This is a genomic window from Nostoc sp. DedQUE02 (assembly GCF_034531035.1).
Lineage (GTDB): Bacteria > Cyanobacteriota > Cyanobacteriia > Cyanobacteriales > Nostocaceae > Nostoc.
In genome coordinates, this window is the sequence record NZ_JAVRBY020000001.1 from 115,991 (window position 1) to 133,464 (window position 17,474).

17 protein-coding genes and 1 pseudogene are annotated in these 17,474 nt (G+C 39.1%); 7 read left to right on the forward strand and 11 right to left on the reverse strand.

Going from position 1 to position 17,474, the window contains the following annotated elements:
- Positions 1-91: 91 nt before the first annotated feature.
- A complete protein-coding gene (locus RMX98_RS00510; protein WP_322679123.1) occupies positions 92-316 on the forward strand; it encodes a helix-turn-helix domain-containing protein in 225 nt (74 codons plus the stop codon).
- A 68-nt stretch (positions 317-384) separates the two neighbouring features.
- Entirely contained in the window at positions 385-1,371 is a 987-nt protein-coding gene (locus tag RMX98_RS00515; RefSeq protein WP_322679124.1) for a site-specific DNA-methyltransferase, read from the forward strand.
- An 18-nt stretch (positions 1,372-1,389) separates the two neighbouring features.
- Here RMX98_RS00515 and RMX98_RS00520 read toward each other — a convergent pair.
- From RMX98_RS00520 to RMX98_RS00535, 4 genes and pseudogenes are all read right to left on the reverse strand, one after another.
- Positions 1,390-1,983 (reverse strand): annotated as a pseudogene (locus RMX98_RS00520) (restriction endonuclease).
- A 174-nt stretch (positions 1,984-2,157) separates the two neighbouring features.
- Complete coding sequence (locus RMX98_RS00525) at positions 2,158-3,660, reverse strand: acyl-CoA synthetase (RefSeq protein WP_322679125.1); 1,503 nt, start codon at positions 3,658-3,660, stop codon at positions 2,158-2,160.
- 258 nt (positions 3,661-3,918) lie between these two features.
- Entirely contained in the window at positions 3,919-4,899 is a 981-nt protein-coding gene (locus RMX98_RS00530) for a magnesium transporter CorA family protein (RefSeq protein WP_322679126.1), read from the reverse strand.
- 340 nt (positions 4,900-5,239) lie between these two features.
- The gene (locus RMX98_RS00535) at positions 5,240-7,303 is read right to left on the reverse strand and encodes a tetratricopeptide repeat protein (protein ID WP_322679127.1); all 2,064 of its coding nucleotides are present in this window, start codon (positions 7,301-7,303) and stop codon (positions 5,240-5,242) included.
- A gap of 430 nt (positions 7,304-7,733) precedes the next feature.
- Between RMX98_RS00535 and RMX98_RS00540 the strand changes: the two genes are divergently transcribed.
- Positions 7,734-8,579, forward strand: a complete 846-nt coding sequence (locus tag RMX98_RS00540) for a hypothetical protein (protein WP_322679128.1) — start codon at positions 7,734-7,736, stop codon at positions 8,577-8,579.
- Positions 8,580-8,600: 21 nt separating this feature from the next.
- Here the strand turns inward: RMX98_RS00540 and RMX98_RS00545 are convergent, their stop codons facing one another.
- From RMX98_RS00545 to RMX98_RS00555, 3 genes are all read right to left on the reverse strand, one after another.
- The gene (locus tag RMX98_RS00545) at positions 8,601-10,457 is read right to left on the reverse strand and encodes an aspartate kinase (protein ID WP_322679129.1); all 1,857 of its coding nucleotides are present in this window, start codon (positions 10,455-10,457) and stop codon (positions 8,601-8,603) included.
- Between the two features lie 119 nt (positions 10,458-10,576).
- A complete protein-coding gene (locus RMX98_RS00550) occupies positions 10,577-11,146 on the reverse strand; it encodes a Uma2 family endonuclease (RefSeq protein WP_322679130.1) in 570 nt (189 codons plus the stop codon).
- Positions 11,147-11,177: 31 nt separating this feature from the next.
- Positions 11,178-11,405, reverse strand: coding sequence for a hypothetical protein (locus RMX98_RS00555; protein WP_322679131.1), 228 nt, complete (start codon positions 11,403-11,405; stop codon positions 11,178-11,180).
- 169 nt (positions 11,406-11,574) lie between these two features.
- Here RMX98_RS00555 and RMX98_RS00560 point away from each other — a divergent pair, with 169 nt between their 5' ends.
- From RMX98_RS00560 to RMX98_RS00575, 4 genes are all read left to right on the forward strand, one after another.
- Entirely contained in the window at positions 11,575-11,847 is a 273-nt protein-coding gene (locus RMX98_RS00560) for a type II toxin-antitoxin system HicB family antitoxin (RefSeq protein ID WP_322679132.1), read from the forward strand.
- Positions 11,825-12,055: a hypothetical protein gene (locus RMX98_RS00565; RefSeq protein WP_322679133.1), complete on the forward strand. Its 231-nt coding sequence runs from the start codon at positions 11,825-11,827 to the stop codon at positions 12,053-12,055. Before RMX98_RS00560 ends, RMX98_RS00565 begins: the two co-directional genes overlap by 23 nt.
- A 263-nt stretch (positions 12,056-12,318) precedes the next feature.
- Complete coding sequence (locus RMX98_RS00570) at positions 12,319-12,549, forward strand: DUF433 domain-containing protein (RefSeq protein WP_322679305.1); 231 nt, start codon at positions 12,319-12,321, stop codon at positions 12,547-12,549.
- Between the two features lie 9 nt (positions 12,550-12,558).
- A complete protein-coding gene (locus RMX98_RS00575) occupies positions 12,559-12,921 on the forward strand; it encodes a DUF5615 family PIN-like protein (protein ID WP_322679134.1) in 363 nt (120 codons plus the stop codon).
- 261 nt (positions 12,922-13,182) lie between these two features.
- Here RMX98_RS00575 and RMX98_RS00580 read toward each other — a convergent pair whose 3' ends face one another.
- From RMX98_RS00580 to RMX98_RS00595, 4 genes are read right to left on the reverse strand one after another with little or no spacing between them, the layout of a single operon-like run.
- Positions 13,183-13,650 carry a Mov34/MPN/PAD-1 family protein gene (locus tag RMX98_RS00580; protein WP_322679135.1) on the reverse strand — a complete coding sequence of 156 codons (468 nt, stop codon included), beginning with the start codon at positions 13,648-13,650 and terminating at the stop codon, positions 13,183-13,185.
- Positions 13,631-15,442 carry a ThiF family adenylyltransferase gene (locus tag RMX98_RS00585; protein ID WP_322679136.1) on the reverse strand — a complete coding sequence of 604 codons (1,812 nt, stop codon included), beginning with the start codon at positions 15,440-15,442 and terminating at the stop codon, positions 13,631-13,633. The genes RMX98_RS00580 and RMX98_RS00585 overlap by 20 nt, the downstream gene beginning before the upstream one ends.
- Positions 15,439-16,413 carry a cyclic GMP-AMP synthase DncV-like nucleotidyltransferase gene (locus RMX98_RS00590; protein WP_322679137.1) on the reverse strand — a complete coding sequence of 325 codons (975 nt, stop codon included), beginning with the start codon at positions 16,411-16,413 and terminating at the stop codon, positions 15,439-15,441. The genes RMX98_RS00585 and RMX98_RS00590 overlap by 4 nt, the downstream gene beginning before the upstream one ends.
- 4 nt (positions 16,414-16,417) lie before the next feature.
- The gene (locus tag RMX98_RS00595; RefSeq protein WP_322679138.1) at positions 16,418-17,440 is read right to left on the reverse strand and encodes a CBASS cGAMP-activated phospholipase; all 1,023 of its coding nucleotides are present in this window, start codon (positions 17,438-17,440) and stop codon (positions 16,418-16,420) included.
- Positions 17,441-17,474 lie beyond the last annotated feature (34 nt).

The window sequence follows — 17,474 nt, forward strand, 5'->3', positions numbered from 1 at the left end:
GCTTTCTAGTATCTATTTCAGAAAATTTTAGTTATTCTTGAATATGCAATATAAAAAAGATTGGCTCCGGTGATTAAAGCATTTTCATCTTATGACAGACCCCGGATCAAATGATAGCCCGGAATTACTTTCTGTAGCTCAAACTGCCAAGCTACTTGATGTAACTCGTCAGCGAATTCACGACCTAATTAAGAACGGTCAGATTATAGCTCACAAACTTGGGCGTTACTATTATATAGAAGTTACTGAGGTAGAAAGGTATAAGAATCAACCTACTGGAAAACCCTATCAGCCGCGTAGTACAAACTCTCAATAAAACTCTATTGACAATTGACAATAGAATTTCTATACTCAAGCTATACTAATGTACTAAAGGTTAAGTCAATGCTCCCGTTTCAAACGATCGCACCTGACGTTGCAACTCAACAAGGACTGCAACAGGTTTACATTAGTGAGCATGGCATACTCTACCAAGGAGACTGCCTTAAACTTCTATCAGCTTTGCGTAATGAGTCAGTGGATCTGGTATTTGCCGACCCACCTTTTAATCTCGGTAAAGAATATGGTGAAGGTATAAGCGATCAGATGGAGGCAGATCGGTATCTAAGCTGGTCACAACAGTGGCTGAGTGAGAGCATTCGTATACTTAAACCAGGTGGCAGCTTATTTATCTTCAACCTTCCCAAATGGTGTATAGAGTACGGCGCGTACCTCAATCGGAAAGGAATGTGGTTTCGGCATTGGATTGCTTGCAGAATGCCGAAGGCTTTTCCTAGAGGTAAAAAGATGTCTCCGGCTCATTATGGACTGATCTATTATACAAAAGGTGAGCCAGCCGTTTTCAACAAAGTCTACACACCGATTCAACTCTGTCGGCACTGTGGCAAAGAGATTCGTGATTATGGTGGGCATAGAAAAAGCCTCAATGACAAGGGCATCAACTTAATGGATGTCTGGGATATGCCAGAAGATGTTTGGGAAGATGCCCCTGAAGCTTCCACTACTGAAGTTTTATGGACGTTAACCGAGGAGATGTGGACTGATATTCCACCCGTTCGGCATCGTCGGCACAAAAAACGAGTTCCCAATGAACTAGCTCCCATTATGCTGGAACGGATTATCGCAATGGCATCCGATCCAGGGCAGATTGTGGTTGATCCTTTTGGGGGTTCTGGTACTACATTTTATGCAGCAGAAAAACTACACCGTTACTGGATAGGTTCAGAAATTGGAGATACAGAGCCAGCAGTAGACCGCTTGACTAACTTGGCTAATGGAATTGTAGAACAATGGGAATCGGCAAGGGGAAGCAAGAAATTGAAACAAGGCAAAACAACTGCATTACAACTGCCCATTCCTTACTCTACATAGCTATTCATGCAGGAAAATTTAGACTAATGCACGACCATCTGTTCCTTTGGTAATCTGTGGTACATTTTCATCTAACCGATCGTGTTCAATCACGAAGATTGCTAGAAAGCCCTCTTCAATACGGATTGCCCGCCAAACATCAAAGTATGGCTCTAGCTCTTCATAATTGCCAATCCGATCGGTTAGATAAGGGTAGAGTTTTCTACTGGGGAGTACCAAGACAGCGCCTAAAAAGACACCTCGTAGTAATCCAAGACTCAGTTTATTCACTGCTCGATGGCTTGAAGAGATATTGCCCGTTTCCCACTCAAGTGCAAAAAGATATTTGTCAACGATCTTTGTTGCATCTACCTTTCCTGGCGATCAAGTTGCATAATTAATTGAAGTTTCGAGACTCCATCCAAATTTATCTCTCAATGCAATCATGCAAGCATCTTTAATTGGCTTAACACCATTACCGTGCTTTGTTGGATTGATTGTAAAACTGGATGCACCAGGAGGATGAACGATTAAAGAGATAGCATTACGAATTTCAGCCCGAATGATATACCAATCGTTTGATTCTTCAAAATTCCCAATACTGATTAGAGAAACTTCTTGAACAATTTTCATACTAACTACTTATTAACTTAGCTATGCAAAAGTAGTGCAGGTTTGCCTATTTGTTGCAATTAAGCTTTGTTTCTAAATCGTCTAACAGATAATCTCGCGCTACGCCCTTATAGTCAACTCGAAGCCAGCTAACTTTAAACTCCAAGTCAATTTGGCGTTTACGATCGCCATCAATCAGCAAAATAGCTCAACCACCGTCGGCTTAGTAACTTTCCCCATAGCGTTGCGCGGTAATTCTTCAACTATCAAAATTTGAGTTGGCACTTTATAGACAGCCAATCGCTCTTTTGCCCAACTCCTGAAAGCTTGTAATGTTAAAGGTTGTGACCCTTGCAAGACTAACGCCGCACAAACCCGTTCACCCCACTCTGGATCGGCAACCCCAACCACTGCACATTCCTGAATATCTGGATGCGATCGCAATACTTCTTCAATTTCTAAAGCTGAAACTTTATACCCTCCGGTTTTGATGATATCCACACTCATCCGCCCCAGAATGCGGTAGTTGTCATTCTCAATTACTGCGGTATCTCCAGTACGGAACCAGCCATCTTGGAAGGCTTTGGCAGTTGCTTCGGGGTTTTGCCAATATTCTAGAAACACTCCAGGCCCTTTAACTTGGATTTCTCCTGGTGTTCCGGCTGGAACTAACTCTCCGTTCTCATCTACTAATCTCACTTCAACTTGAGGCAGAGGCTTCCCGACATATCCAGATAACCGTTCACCGTGTAAAGGGTTCGATAAGGCCATGCCGATTTCAGTCATGCCATAGCGCTCAAGCAGAAAATGGCCGCTGATGGTTTGCCACTTTTCTAAAACTTGAACTGGTAACGCTGCCGAGCCAGAAACCATCAGGCGCATTTTAGCACAACCTTCTGACATGATTTTTTGGCGTTCCTTAGAGGCAGTTTCCCAAGCCGCAATTAGCTTTACATAAATTGTTGGTACTGCCATAAATAAGGTTAAGTCACCATCACAAATTCGCCTCCAAACGGTTTCGGTATCAAATTTGCTCAATATATGGCACTCCGCCCCAGCCCATAAAGCACAAGTCAGTACGTTAATAATCCCATGAATATGATGCAGGGGCAGGATATGTAAAATGCGATCATCCGATGTCCATTCCCAAGCGGTAGTTAAGCTAGTCACTTGTGCTTGAATATTTTGGTGAGTCGTAACTACACCCTTGGGTTTACCTGTCGTACCGCTAGTGTAGAGAATTAAGGCGCGTCTAGTGATATCAATCTCTGGGAGGCGACTAATATTATCTGGGAGCGTTTCTGAGGTGAGAATAAATCGCAAATTGTGTGCTTCGGCGAGCGATGCCTGCGGCGGTAAACTACGCAGTATATCTTCAAAATTAGGATGAGCAATAATAATCGATGCTCCAGAATTAGTAATTACATACTCCAATTCTGGTTGCGGGTGCGAAACACACAGAGGTACAGCGATGCCACCAGCACGCCAAATTCCCCATTGAGTGGCTACATACTCAAACCCAGGCGGAATGAGAAAGGCAACTCGCTGCTCTTGTAAATCTTTTGTATTTTGAAGAAGACTTGTTGCTATTTGACTGGAAGTGTGGAGCAAATCTCGATAGGTAAATGCTCCGTTCGTTGTCACAATTGCGGTTTTTTTATTGTGTTCTTCAGCACGAATAATCAATGGTAGATTCACGTTTATTTACCAACTTAAGGTTAATCCAATTACTTAATGAAAGTATATATAATAATCCTAAATCATTCGTGAAAATTATATCTCTCTTTTTTCTTTCTTTTGCGTCATTTGCGCCCTTGGTGGTTCGTTTCCTAATTTATATTTCTCACATTTCAAATAGGATTTCTATATATAAATTTGATTTTATATTATCTGAAACCATTGACTTATAATTGCAATTTTTTTAATAATTTGAGACTTTGAATAACTTTATATATACTACAACCAACGTTGTTTTTTTGCATAGACAATACTACCGATTACAATTAATATCATCATACAAATCACCACAGGGTAAGCCAAAGGTTGTTCTAATTCAGGCATATTTTTGAAGTTCATACCATAGAAACCAGATATAAAAGTTATTGGCAAAAAGATGGTCGATAAGATAGTCAGGCGATTAATTCGTTCACCTGTTTTACTAGCAATATTATCGCGTTGAATTTCCATCAATTCTGACATCCAGGCTCGTATAGCTTGATATTCTTGCCAGAGTTTATCAACGTGATGAACCAATTCTTGATTGAATAATTCTTTCACTGGCTGGCCGATCCATTGGAAATCTTCATTATCCATAATAGCCATAAGTAACTTGATGCTTTGAAAATTACGGCGTCCAGAACGAGTAGATTGCCTCATTGTGGCAATTTTTTTGTACGTTGATTCATCACCAGAATTGTCTAAAACTTCATCTTCTAAATCATCAAGTTTCCTAGAAATATAGGTAAATACAGTTTCGTAATTATTTAAAATATCTTTAAATATGAGATAAAAAAGATAGTCAATTCCCAATTTTTGAATATCTAGAGTTCGTTTTTGGAGATTATTCGCAAGAATGCTTAATATTTTTAGTTCAGTGATTTCAAAAGTTATGATAAAATTATTTCCAACTACAATGTTGCCACGCACAACCTCAAACTCATTATTTTTTATTTGAGAACTTAGGATTTCATAGCTATCAAATAAACAATCTTCTACGTCTTCATCAATTCCTACAGGTGAATGGTTGAAAATCATATTAACACGAGATGGATTTAGCCCAAAGTGCTTGATGATTTTGGCTGTTCCAGTGCGATCGCGGAAGTGAATACAACGCAACCAAATATTGTGAGAAGCATCAATTCTTTTCAGTACTGTATCGACATCTCTATGGGTGAATATTTCCAGTTTATCTGGATAAAAAGTCAGGAGAATTAGCATATAGCAATCCTAATTGAGTCGTCATACAATACTGTGACTCATGATAATTAATCAGGACTTTAGTCCTTGTTTTATAAGCACTAAAGTGCTTACTACAAAACATCAAAGCTAAAATTGTAAGATAAAACACATTTAAATATAGGAATCCGGTTTGATTACTGAAATCACTTGGCTTAGTATGCAATAGGCAATAGGCACTCTTGCAATAGGCAATAGGCAACAGGATTTCATAAGATTAAGGTATACCGGATTTTTTTCACGCAATCAAATATGAGTCCTATAGCACAATCACTCTTTAAGAGTTTTAACGTTGACAGTCAATATTATATTGATTTATGGCTCAATTTTTTTCTATTTTCCCAGATTTAGGGCGCGTAGTTGGTGCTGGCGCGGAATTATTTTGTAAAATTGCAATTTCACGCCGTGCATCTTGATAACTATCTTGTTCCCCTTGCTGTTTGAATAGTTTTGCAGCTTTTTTAAAGTCTGCGATCGCTCCCTGTTTATTTTTCTGCTTGGTGCGAATCACGCCCCGATTATAGTAGGCTAAAGCATTGTTAGCATTAATTGCGATCGCTCGTGAATAATCCTGATTTGCAGCTTTTTTATTTCCTAGTTCCAGATAGGCGTTACCACGGTTGTTGTAAGCTGCTAAATTATTAGTATCTAGTTTTAGCGCTGCGGTGTAATCTTCAATAGCACCTTTATAATCTCCAAAGGAAAAGCGGTGAATACCTCTGTGAATGTAAGCAGCAATAAATTTAGGATCAATTTGTAAAATAGTATTGTAATCTTCAGTAGCTTCTACTTGATTTCCCAGATCGCTGTAAATATCGCCACGATTAAGATAAGCTTCTATGTATTTGGGATTGATGTTGATTGCATCTGTATAATCTTTCAGTGCTGCATATTTTTGTTTATTAATAGATTGAGTTAAACCCCTTTGATAATAAGCTTTGGCATCACTAGGATTAATCTTAATTACTTTATCGAAATCTTGGATTGCTGCAAGTTTTTGTTTGAGGCGACGGCGGAGAATTCCTCGCTGCAAGTAAGCTTCGGTATATTGAGGTTTGAGAGCGATCGCTTTGCTAAAATCTTCAATTGCGCCTTTATTATCCTTTGATTGAGCGCGAGCTAATCCTCGTCCATAGTAAGCATAAGCGTCTTTAGAATTTAATTTAATCGCTTGGGTATAGTCTGCGATCGCTTCTTTGTATTTGCCTAATTCCGAAAAAGCAAATCCTCGGTCAAAATAAGCATTAGCATCTTGAGGATTGAGCAAAATGGCTTGGCTAGAATCTGCTTGTGCTTGCTCGTAGTCTCCTAATCGATAATAAGCATCGCCTCGCCTATTATAAGCCAAAGCGTTTTGCGGATCTAATTCAATAGCCTGATTGAAATCTTCAATTGCTCCTTCATAGTTTCCTGCCTCATATTTCTTTTCTCCTTCTCGGTATAATGTCTGTTGAGCATCACTTACAGGTTGTAGCGACTTCAATTGCCACGTTACGATACCAAGTGCAATACAGCCAGCTATTCCCGCCAAAACTAGTAATAATTTTTTCTGATCCTGTTTTTGCTGCTCCTGCTCAACATTTGTTAACTTTTTCAGATCGTCTAAAACTTCGGTTGCATACTGGTAGCGCTTACGATAGTCAAAACGCACCATCTTATTAATAATTTTTGCTAATTTTCTGTTAACTTTTAGATTTTTATCGTGCCAAACTATTTCACCCGTCAGTCGATTTGTCTGAATTTGCAAATTAGATATTTCGTTTGCAGGCAAACCTCTAAGTGCTGCGATCGCAACGATACCTAAAGCATATATATCGCTGTTGTATTTGAGGTTGCCGTTAACTTGTTCTTGAGGCATATATCCGAGATTGTCAACGGTATTAGTAATGGTTTCATTAAAAGTACCAAAATTAATCAGAACCAACTTTTTATCTGATTCTCGGCGGATAATATTTGTTGGTTTAATATTCCGATGAATTACGCCATAGCTATGTACAACGACCAAAATTTCTAATATATCTAATAATAAATTAATAACTTGGTCTTCTCTAAGAGCTTGCCCCTGAATTATTTCGTCACTTAAAGGATTACCAGGGATAAATTCTTGGACTATATAAAATTGTTCATCTTCTTCAAAATAAGCAATTAGCTTTTGAATTTCCTCGTGTTCCTGTCCTAGCTTTTCTAAAGTTACTGCCTTACTGGCAAACAAGCGGCGCAAGATAGTTAAAGCTTGAGGATTGCTACTATTAGGAATACATAATTGCTTTACTATAAATTGGCTGCCAGAAAGATTAACATCTTCAACCAGATACGTTTTTTCTTTTTCCGCATCACTGAGAACTTTTAATATTCGATAATGTCCATTTAGTAAATCACTATTCATCAATATAAAGATAGTCTTATAAATTCTTTGATTATAGCTTAGGCGTTATTAATGGTAATATTTCTTTAAAAAAATATTTATTAAAAAATATCAATGCCATTTTGGCAGGTAAAAGTATTAATGATTAGCTAATATTTTTATTTATAGGACTCATATTTGATTGCGTGAAAAAAAATCGGTATACCTTAATCTTCTGAAATCCTTTTGCCTATTGCCTACTAAGCCAAGCGATTTCAGTAATCAAACCGGATTCCTATATATGAGACTTGAGAAAGTAGATAAGTATATCAGGAGATTACTTTGATCTTGACTCTTCAGCAATCCTACTCATGACATCTAATTATCCAATGGAGTAAAAAAATAACAATTTGAATTATCTAGAACCCTACACAAAAGATTGAAAATTAATATTTTTAGGCAAAAAAAAGATTTGGCAGTTACCGCAAAGCGTCAATTGCTCAAGGCGTTGAATAAACGCGATATATCTGCCGTTAAGAGCTTGATTAGAGAGTGGCAAAGCATTTTGGGAGCAGAAAAGTTAACTAATTTGATTGTTAACGAGGTAATGCTTGAATGCGATTCTGACAGCCACAGTTGGTTTTGTCAAATTTTTATTGGACAAGCCCAATATCAACAGATGGGGGAAAAAGCTCAAATTAACGTCTTTCAAACCTTATTAGGTGCTGGTTTAGAACCTGGTAAAGACTTTAGCTTTGGATCTGATAGCAGAATTATTATAAGCGATCGCGCCGAGCAAATCTTACTTAGCCAAGTACCACAGGAGCATCAAGCATCATTTAAGGCACAGTTAGAATCTTCTCTAGTCTCAGATCCAGTTACTACCATCGAACAGCAGTTAGGGTGTGCATTTTTTAGCAATTTAACTGAGATTGCCAGCCAAAAGATGCAAGTATTGAGTAATTCCCAAGCTGCCGCTTATTTAGGAGTACTGTTGGCTGGGTTAGTGTCGCGTCATCCTCAACTTCAGGATGCAGATTTTCCCACACGATTTATTTTTAATACTCTTCAAGGACTGCCCGAAGAACGAGCAATGCTAATCTTAAACGATCCAGAGACAAATCCCCAGTTCGATGAAATGATTATCTTTGGGGATTTATTAGCAGCAATGGGAGATCAAGAATATCACCGCATTGCAGACGAAGAGGGTGGTATCAGCCTTGAACAGCTCAAAAAACTTGATTTAGTTTGGTGTGGTGAATGCCGACTTTCGGATATGGTTGCCATGATGGAAAAATGGGATTTCAGGAATAAATAATCAGCAATTCAAAATTCACTTCTACGCTGGCACAACAAATTTTTCACTCCCAGCCAGTTCAAAGGCTGCATGAATAGCTTGCAAAGCTTTAACACCTTGCTCTTGCGCCACAACACAACTAATTTTAATTTCTGAGGTGGCAATCATTTGAATATTAATTTGGTGTTCGGCTAGTGCTTCAAACATTTTTGCAGCAACACCTGGGTGTCCTATCATACCTGCACCGACAATACTTACCTTAGCGATCGCACTATCTAAAACAACTTCACCCCATCCTAACTCTGCCGCTACTTCAGTAAGCATTTTTTTGGCATTTTCCCCGTCTATTCGCGAGACTGTAAAGGCAATATCTCTTCTGGGAACACCATCAATTACCCGGCAGCGCTGAGATTGGATAATCATATCAACACTAATATTATGTTGCGCTAATAATCCAAACAACTTCGCCGCCACCCCCGGACGATCTGGTAATTGGCGAATAGCAAGACGCGCTTGATTCAAGTCGAGGGCGACACCGCGAACGGGAGGACAATTGGGCAGAGGGGGAGAGGGGCGGAGGGGCAGAGGGGAATCTATACATTGACTCTCCCCTGCTCCCCTGCTCCCCTGCTCCCCTGCTTCGATTTCAAAGGCAGCGCGGAGTGCTAAGACGGCGCGATCGCATTCTGCTGCATTGACTACGCAACTTACTTTCACTTCGCTGGTGGAAATCATTTGAATATTTACGCCTGCTTCGGCTAAGGTGGCGAACATCTTTGCAGCAACACCAGGACGCCCAATCATTCCTGCGCCTGCGATGCTGACTTTGGCAATGTTATGTTCTACCATTACCTCGGCTTCGTCAGATTTGGGGTTAGATTGACTCCTGAGTGCTGGGGCGATCGCTGTTGCTACTGCTTCTGCCCGTTTTAATATTGGTGTGGTGACAGTAAAGGCAATGTCATTACTGTTACCTTCATGAACTGACTGAATAATCAAATCTACATCTACTTTTTGCCGAGAAATTTCGCCAAATAATCTCGCTGCCACACCTGGTTTATCGGGTACGCGCAACAAAGCCACCTTTGCTTGATTAGTGTCAAATTCTACATGATCCACTGGACGGGCAATTTCTAGATTGATTAGCGATCGCCCTTGGGGTTTGGTTGATGTCACCCAAGTACCTGGTTGATCCGTCCAGCTAGACCTAACTACAAGGGGAACACCGTAGTTACGGGCAATTTCCACAGCACGGGGATGCAACACTTTTGCGCCCAAGCTAGCTAGTTCCAACATTTCATTGCAAGTGATGGCATCCATCAACTGAGCTTCCGCAACCAAGCGAGGATCTGTAGTGAGAATACCTGGAACGTCTGTATAAATTTCACAAAAATTCGCTTTTAAGGCGGCTGCGATCGCCACTGCTGAGGTGTCGGAACCACCACGACCCAAAGTTGTAATTTCCATCTCTCCAACGCTGGATATACCTTGAAAGCCAGCTACTACAACTACTTTACCTTCATTTATGTGGCGAGTTAGGCGAGTAGTTTCAATATGTAAAATCCGAGCGCGGCTGTGTTCGGCTTCGGTAACAATTCCTACCTGAGCGCCAGTCATGGAAATTGCAGGTTGTCCGAGTTCCTGCAAAGCCATACTGAGTAAGGCAATAGTTACTTGTTCGCCAGTGGAAAGCAGCATATCCATTTCCCGGCGATTAGGATTTGGAGAAATTTCAGTAGCTAGTTTGACGAGTCCATCGGTGGTTTTGCCCATCGCCGAAACCACTACGACAATAGAGTTTCCAGCTTTAACAGTTTTATAAACACGCTGTGCAACAGCTTGAATACGTTCCACTGAACCGACAGATGTACCACCGTATTTCTGAACTATGAGCGCCATAACTTTTTTTAATCAATTGTGCCTGCTTTCATCAACGCTTCCGCCTAGTAAGGAAGCTTTCAAGGCTTATCAGTTATATATTTTACTAAATATTGCGTCGAATACCCTATAATAAATGACTATTCAAAAACTACATCTTCGTAAAGTGTTGCCATTGTTTCCTCAAAATCCACGCTATTGAGTCGAAATGATTGATGCTCTGCTGTGTAAGATTGTAAAACCCATAACCCTTGTTCATTACGTCGAAAACACTCAACTCGCTGACGTTTTGTATTAATTAAAACATATTCTTGCAGACTTTCGAGTGTTTGATAATCGGCGAATTTATCGCCCCGATCGAAAGCTTCGGTAGAATTAGATAAAACTTCCACAATTAAACAGGGAAATCTTTTATAACCTGGCGTTTCTCGATCGCGTGGATCGCAAGTAACCATCACATCGGGATAATAAAAGCGATTCAGAGATTCGATTCTGGCTTTCATGTCAGCGATGTAAACACGACAATCAGAGCCGCGCACATGATTACGGAGGAGAGACGCCAAGTTAAGAGCAATGGTAACGTGTGGATCTAGCGCTCCAGCCATTGCATAGATATAGCCACCGATGTATTCATGCTTGATATCGCTTTGTTCCTCCATTTGGAGGTATTCTTCAGCAGTAATATAGCTTTGTTGGGGTGAGGCTATCATAAGTTGAAACTTTAATTCAGGAATATAGGCTTCATTCTAGCAATTGCTTACTATCATCATCTTGAAATTCTTTGATTTTGGCATATAAGCTGGCAACCGTTTCTTTAACAAATAGTTTTTCTTTAACTTGCAAATAGTCACCTTCACTCAGTTTACAAGCTGCCCAAAATTTCATTACCTTCGATGGTTCTAAGTGAGTGAGCAAAACTTGCATTACTTCTTGGAAATTTTCTTGTTCGTTAATAACTTTAATTTCCATTATTTACCTCAAAAATAAAATTAGTTGGGTTAATTACCAAAAGTGATAAATCTTGGCATCGGTTGATTAACCTCCGATCGCAAGTAATAAAATAATTACTGTAGACGTTGCATCGACCAAGCACCATCATTCAACGTAAGATTAAACTGGTAGCACAACGCGAGATTTCATGGCGATAAGGTTTATTCTGAGCGATTATGTTGACCGAGCGATCGCCCAGGCAATTTATGACAAGCTCGAAGATGGTACATTTGCAGGTTGGATTCCTGTTTGCAAAGGAGTAATAGCCTTTGCATCAACTTTGCGCGAGTGTGAGGATGAATTACGCTCAACGCTAGAAGACTGGATTTTGCTTGGGTTAAAGCTGGGACATTCTCTACCAGTAATTGATAATATTGACCTCAACAAGGAGCCGACTCTTGAGCCGATGGATACCCTGTAAGCGTCGTGATTTTGTAAAAAAATTACGATCGCTTGGCTTTGATGGCCCTTTTTCTGGAACAAGACATCAGTTTATGGTTTACGGAGAATATCGCCTAACTATTCCCTCTAATGATGAGTATTCTGTACCGCAATTGCGGATGATGATTCGAGAAGTTGAGGTTATTCTAGAGCGGGAAATCACGTTAGAAGAATGGAATAGTCTTTAAGATTTCCAAGAAGCGATGTCTCCGACGGGCGGTTCCTGAGCGCAGCCGAAGGGCTACGCCAACGGTGAGCTTCTCTACGAGACGCTTTGCGAACGCTAACGCACTTTTCAGTTTTATTACGGTAGGTTTTGCACAAAACTAGCTTATTCTGGATTTGGGGGGAGGCGATCGCTTATGGGTTTACAATCAAAAATAGAGCGCTAGGTTTTACAATATCGTCATTGCACCTCAGAGCGATAAAAAAGATTTTGGAGCGATCGTTTATGTTAGGTCTGGAGAGAATTACATTTGACCCTAGCATTATGGGTGGACAAGCTTGCATTCGCGGGATGCGAATTCCAGTTTCTTTAGTGGTAAATTTGGTAGCTTATGGAAAGTCTACAGAAGAAATTTTAGAAGAATATCCTGATTTAGAAGCAGAAGATATTCGTCAATCTCTTCTTTATGCAGCATGGTTGACTCAAGAACGAGTTTATACCTTCAAAAGTGCTTAACAAGTAATAATGAAGTTTTTGGCAGATATGGGAATTTCACTACGCACTGTAACTTGGTTGCGTGGTGCTGGTTATGATGTAGTGCATTTGCGCGATGAAGGTTTGCAAAGACTACCAGATGATGAGATTTTAATTAAAGCCCGTGCAGAAGGAAGAATTTTATTAACTATAGATTTAGATTTTGCCCAACTTTTAGCCGTGAGTGGGGAGAGTTTACCCAGTGTGATTTTGTTTAGGTTGGGGAACGAAAATTATGATGCAATTAATGAACGGTTGACGCAAGTTTTAAGTGAATGTCAGGAAGATTTAGAGTTAGGGGCAATTATTTCTGTAAGTAATGAAACTTTCCGAGTGAGGCGATTGCCTATATAACAATACGCTTGGGTTAAGGCTAAAAACTAAAACTGGCGTAGATTGGGGAGCCTCATTTTACCTCAGAGTTCAGAACAGGAAAGTCCGAGTTAAAGCGATCGCACTTTTCAGTTTTATTACGGTACGCTTTGCACAAAAGGTCAAAATTAGGATAATACGTGTTCTTTATCCTCTTAATGAGTGCAAACGTGTGTATCCTTCAACACAATAATTATTTTCTCGATAACGCTAGTAACCTTTGTAGTCTCAAACGTTTTAAGATTAAAATTTTTCCTGAATTAATGTGCCTTTGAACATCTCATGTGCAAGAATAAATACTGTAACTGTACCTTTTATGCACTGTGTATTATCTAGCTGTACAATCATTAAAACAGCAAAATTAGCACCGATACTAGGGTCTTCAACAATCTCCCACATACTTTTACAATCGGTGCTGCTTGGTAGGAGTGCAAAGTTAGGATGGGAATGCCACTCTCCCAAATAGTTAAAACGAGTAAAATCATACCCCGTTTCTTTAAAAAAACGTTGCAATGGATTACTAATTTCTTCTGCAAAACGTACAAAAAAGCTAGATGTACCACCAGAAAATTGAATAGTCAGGTCTTTAATTCGATAAACAGCTTCCGATACATACTCTCCCATTAAAATGCCGCCAATCTCTTTATAGCCCGCTTGCTTCAAGGCTTTAGTTAATTTTGAAGTAATTTCTTCAGGTAGGAGGATTTTCACCAATGATTTTCTCCAATATGTTTTTTAAAAAATTTATATTCTCTGATATTATTTTTTCTGATAAAGGTTTAGTAGATGTAGAGTCGCTAGTTGTTTGCTCAAGCAGGTGATCAGTTTTAATGGGAATTGTGTGAAACGGTGCTTTAAAAATCCAAGCTTCTTGCAAACCAATTAAATACATTGATTGAGGAAATAAAGATGGCTCTCTTGGTAAGAGAGTATCAATAACAAATCGCGTTATATGACCAGCAAATATACTAACTTCAGCATCTGTTGCTGCAATTATTTCTGCATCAGAAGTTTCCCATGTGTATTGATGAGTAGATGAGTCGAAAAAAGGTACTGTTTGTTCTGAAAGAAATTGATAATAAGCTAACCTCATATTAGTTGGATTGATATCCCTACCAGGACGGCTACGGGCAATCATGCATCCAATTCCACCTGCATATACTTCTCCCCAAACCATAGATTTAGCGAAGGTCTTTGCTACAAATGCCAACAAATTAAAAACTCTTGGGTTAGCGGTAGCGTCAATTAGTATGTCACACTGACTTAATTTACGTAAAACTCTGTCTAAATAAGCACTTAGCTCCTGACCAGCTAAGTTAATAATTGAAACTTCAACTTGTGCAAACGGAGAAATATAAGAGATAATTTCTTGAACAGCATTAACTTTATGCTCTCCAACATTACGCCAGTCTAGGTCGTTACGACAAACATTTTCTGGTAGAAAAACGTCCTCATCTATTAAATGAAATTTTCCTACACCACTGCGAGCTAATGATATAGCCACTTTACTACCAACAGAACCTAACCCCACAATTCCAACCTTTTTTCCTGGTAATGTATGCAGTTCTAGTGGTAGGCGAGGATTATTGAAATCAATAAAAGATTCAACCTGGGCTAATTTAAAAATCTTTTCGCTGTCAGGAAAAAATTGAAAAAAGAAATGAAGCGTCCCTATGTTATCAACTGCAAGAATTCCTAAGAATGCGCTTTCTCCCTTTGTCTCTTTAATTTTTTTTGCTTGGAGCAACGAAGCAGTTTCAAAACCTGCTGTTTGTAATAGCGATTTGAGGGTTTCCAAAGTTATAATTTCTTCAAATGCTTCGCTGACTATTTCGGTTTTGTAGAAAGCACCAACCCAAAGTTTATAGTTATCTGTAGTTCCGCGTAAACCTTGTGGAATTGATGTGTCTGAGTATTCTAGTTGGTTATTAACTCGAATTCCTTGAATGAGTATCAAAAAAGACAAAGTTTGCCACTGTATTGAAAATTCAATTGAACCAACAGTACTACTCGGAAGTTGGGCTAGATAATTGGTTAATTCCTTATGCGTATAAAAGCGTCCGTAACTACTTCGTAGCGTCTGACCAATTGAAAGATTGTGTTCCGTTGGAGCTATGGTGTGGTTAAGTGTGTCATATGGATTTTCAATTTCCAAAAGTTTATAAACGCTTTCTAAAACCTGCGCTCCAAGAATATCACGATGCCATGTATCTGGTCGCCATTCTGGGCACAAAGCGCCACTTAGGTATTGATGCGTTGACCATGTTTCATTTGGATTTTGCGGGTAGACTGTAGGAGGTACTTCGGGAAACAAAGTTGGATATACCAGCTTTACTGCGTAATCGTGTCCGTGAACGTGGATAACAGCTTCAACGCAAAGCTGTGCGCCATCAATTACCCAGTTAGTGCCTGTCAACCAATTAACGCTTTCTTGTAGGTCGCTGATAGCTTCTCTTTCTACCGCTAACCGTTGAAAATCTTTAAAAAACCAAATATCGTTCACGCAAACCCCTTTGGTTTACTAGGAATGATAGCTCGATTGGCAAAAGTTAGAGATGCGCTATACGCCGCGCTCAAAAGTTCATCATCCTTATCTTCGACTATATGGCAGGGAAATCTATCACCAAAATGCCTCTGCCACTCTTTACAAGCATTTTTTCGACTTGTCCTATCATCCAAAGCGACTTTTGCAGACTTAATTATGCGAGTTAGCTGACTCATCAAATTGAACTGCTCTAGTGGGTTGTATTCCCTCAACAAATTTTCTCCTTTTGGTGTTGTGGGACGACAACAGGTGAAACTAAAATCTAAGTGGCTTTTGATCTTGTCTAGCGTTTTATACAACGCTATGTCATCTCGGTCATCATGTTGGATATTTTCAGCCGCTAAAATCGTAAAAATTAGACCGCTTGGTAAATCTGCTGACTTGTAATCACTCCAAGCTTTGAGATAGCGAACAATGCGTCGTAGTTGCCCCTTCGCATCCGTATGTGATTCAAACCATCTGATAAATTCTCTAGGGTCACTAGCTATCCATCCACTATCTTTATGTGCTAAGTATGGACAATTATTGCCCTTAATAATATAGTAGATGGGCAAATCAATGTGATAATTTCCTTTATAAATAACTCTAATACAAGTATTTTTATCAATGGGTTTGTCTTTGGTATGACCGTCTACCGCCTCGTAAATCCAACGATGGAAAGTTGTAATTGTCTGTTCAGGTTTTCGCTCCACTTCAAAATATATCCCGTCATCAATATCATATTCACCGTCTAGTGGATTTATGATGGTATTCATCATAAATGAACCTTGACCGTGAAACTTTGGAGAAAACCCCTTTTGCTTCTCTTGAAAGTAACTTCTGATCCGATCACGCAAGGCATTACGCGATTTACGTAAAGATTGTTTGCGATTCCCGGTTAGCTCAATCACCGAGTTAAAAGCAAGAAATAAATCGTGACAATTAGCCATTGATTTACCTAATAATGTATCGCTTTGGGTATTGAAAAAATTCAGCTACTTCCAACCGTTTTTCATATAAATCTGCCTGATCGTTGCCACATGACAACATAATATCCAGTGATTCTTTGGAGGTATTATCTAAACTAATAATCCTTGAATGTTCTGGCGAAAGCGATGTGCTGGGAATCCGCAAATATTCAAACGGTGGATTATAGTTTTGAGCTAGAGTTTCTACGATATAATTATTTAAATATGTCTGCCCTTCAAAAAATGTCTGAACTAAATCTTGATTCCAATCAAATACTGACCTATTTTTTTTGATACGAAAGCGCCTACCTGGAGTAGCTTCCAATGAAGCAATAGACATAACCATTAGATTTTGAAATTTTTTGCCTTCTCCAACAAAATATTTAAGAGCTTCTGTTACACCAACAATTGTTGGGTTGTTAGCAAAAATTCCTCCATCTACAAATTGTCTGTTATCATAATTGGAAATCGATACTATTGGTAAATAAGTTGGTGCAGCGCTTGTGGCTAAAGCTACATCAACATATTCAGTTCTGTTATCTCTAGTTAAACTTCCTTCTGGATGGTCATATTTAAAAATAAATGGTCTTCCATTTGTGATAGAAAAAGCAGGTATACATAACAAGCAATGAGAATCTCCAAGTACATGGTTGCCAAATATTTCTCTTAAAGCTTTTTTTAGTTCTTGGTTGTTGTATTTACTGCCTAATATAATATGCTTAATTAAACTGTAAATATTACCCGTTTTTCTAAAAATTACTTCTCCTCTCCTATAGTAAAATTGAGTAATTAGACTAGCGGGAATTTTTAGAGATAAAGCGAGAGCAATTAAACCTCCTGTAGAAGTTCCGCAAATTAAGTCGAAATGGTCAGCAATAGCGCAGTTAAATTTTCTTTCAAAGCGTTCAAGAATTTTGGCTGAGTAAATCCCTTTAATACCGCCACCATCAATTGATAAGATTTTAAATGCTTTTTCTGGATGATTAAAGGCTTGAATAGCTTGATTCATTGACTTTCCATTTCTGGCTCATACACAAATACTT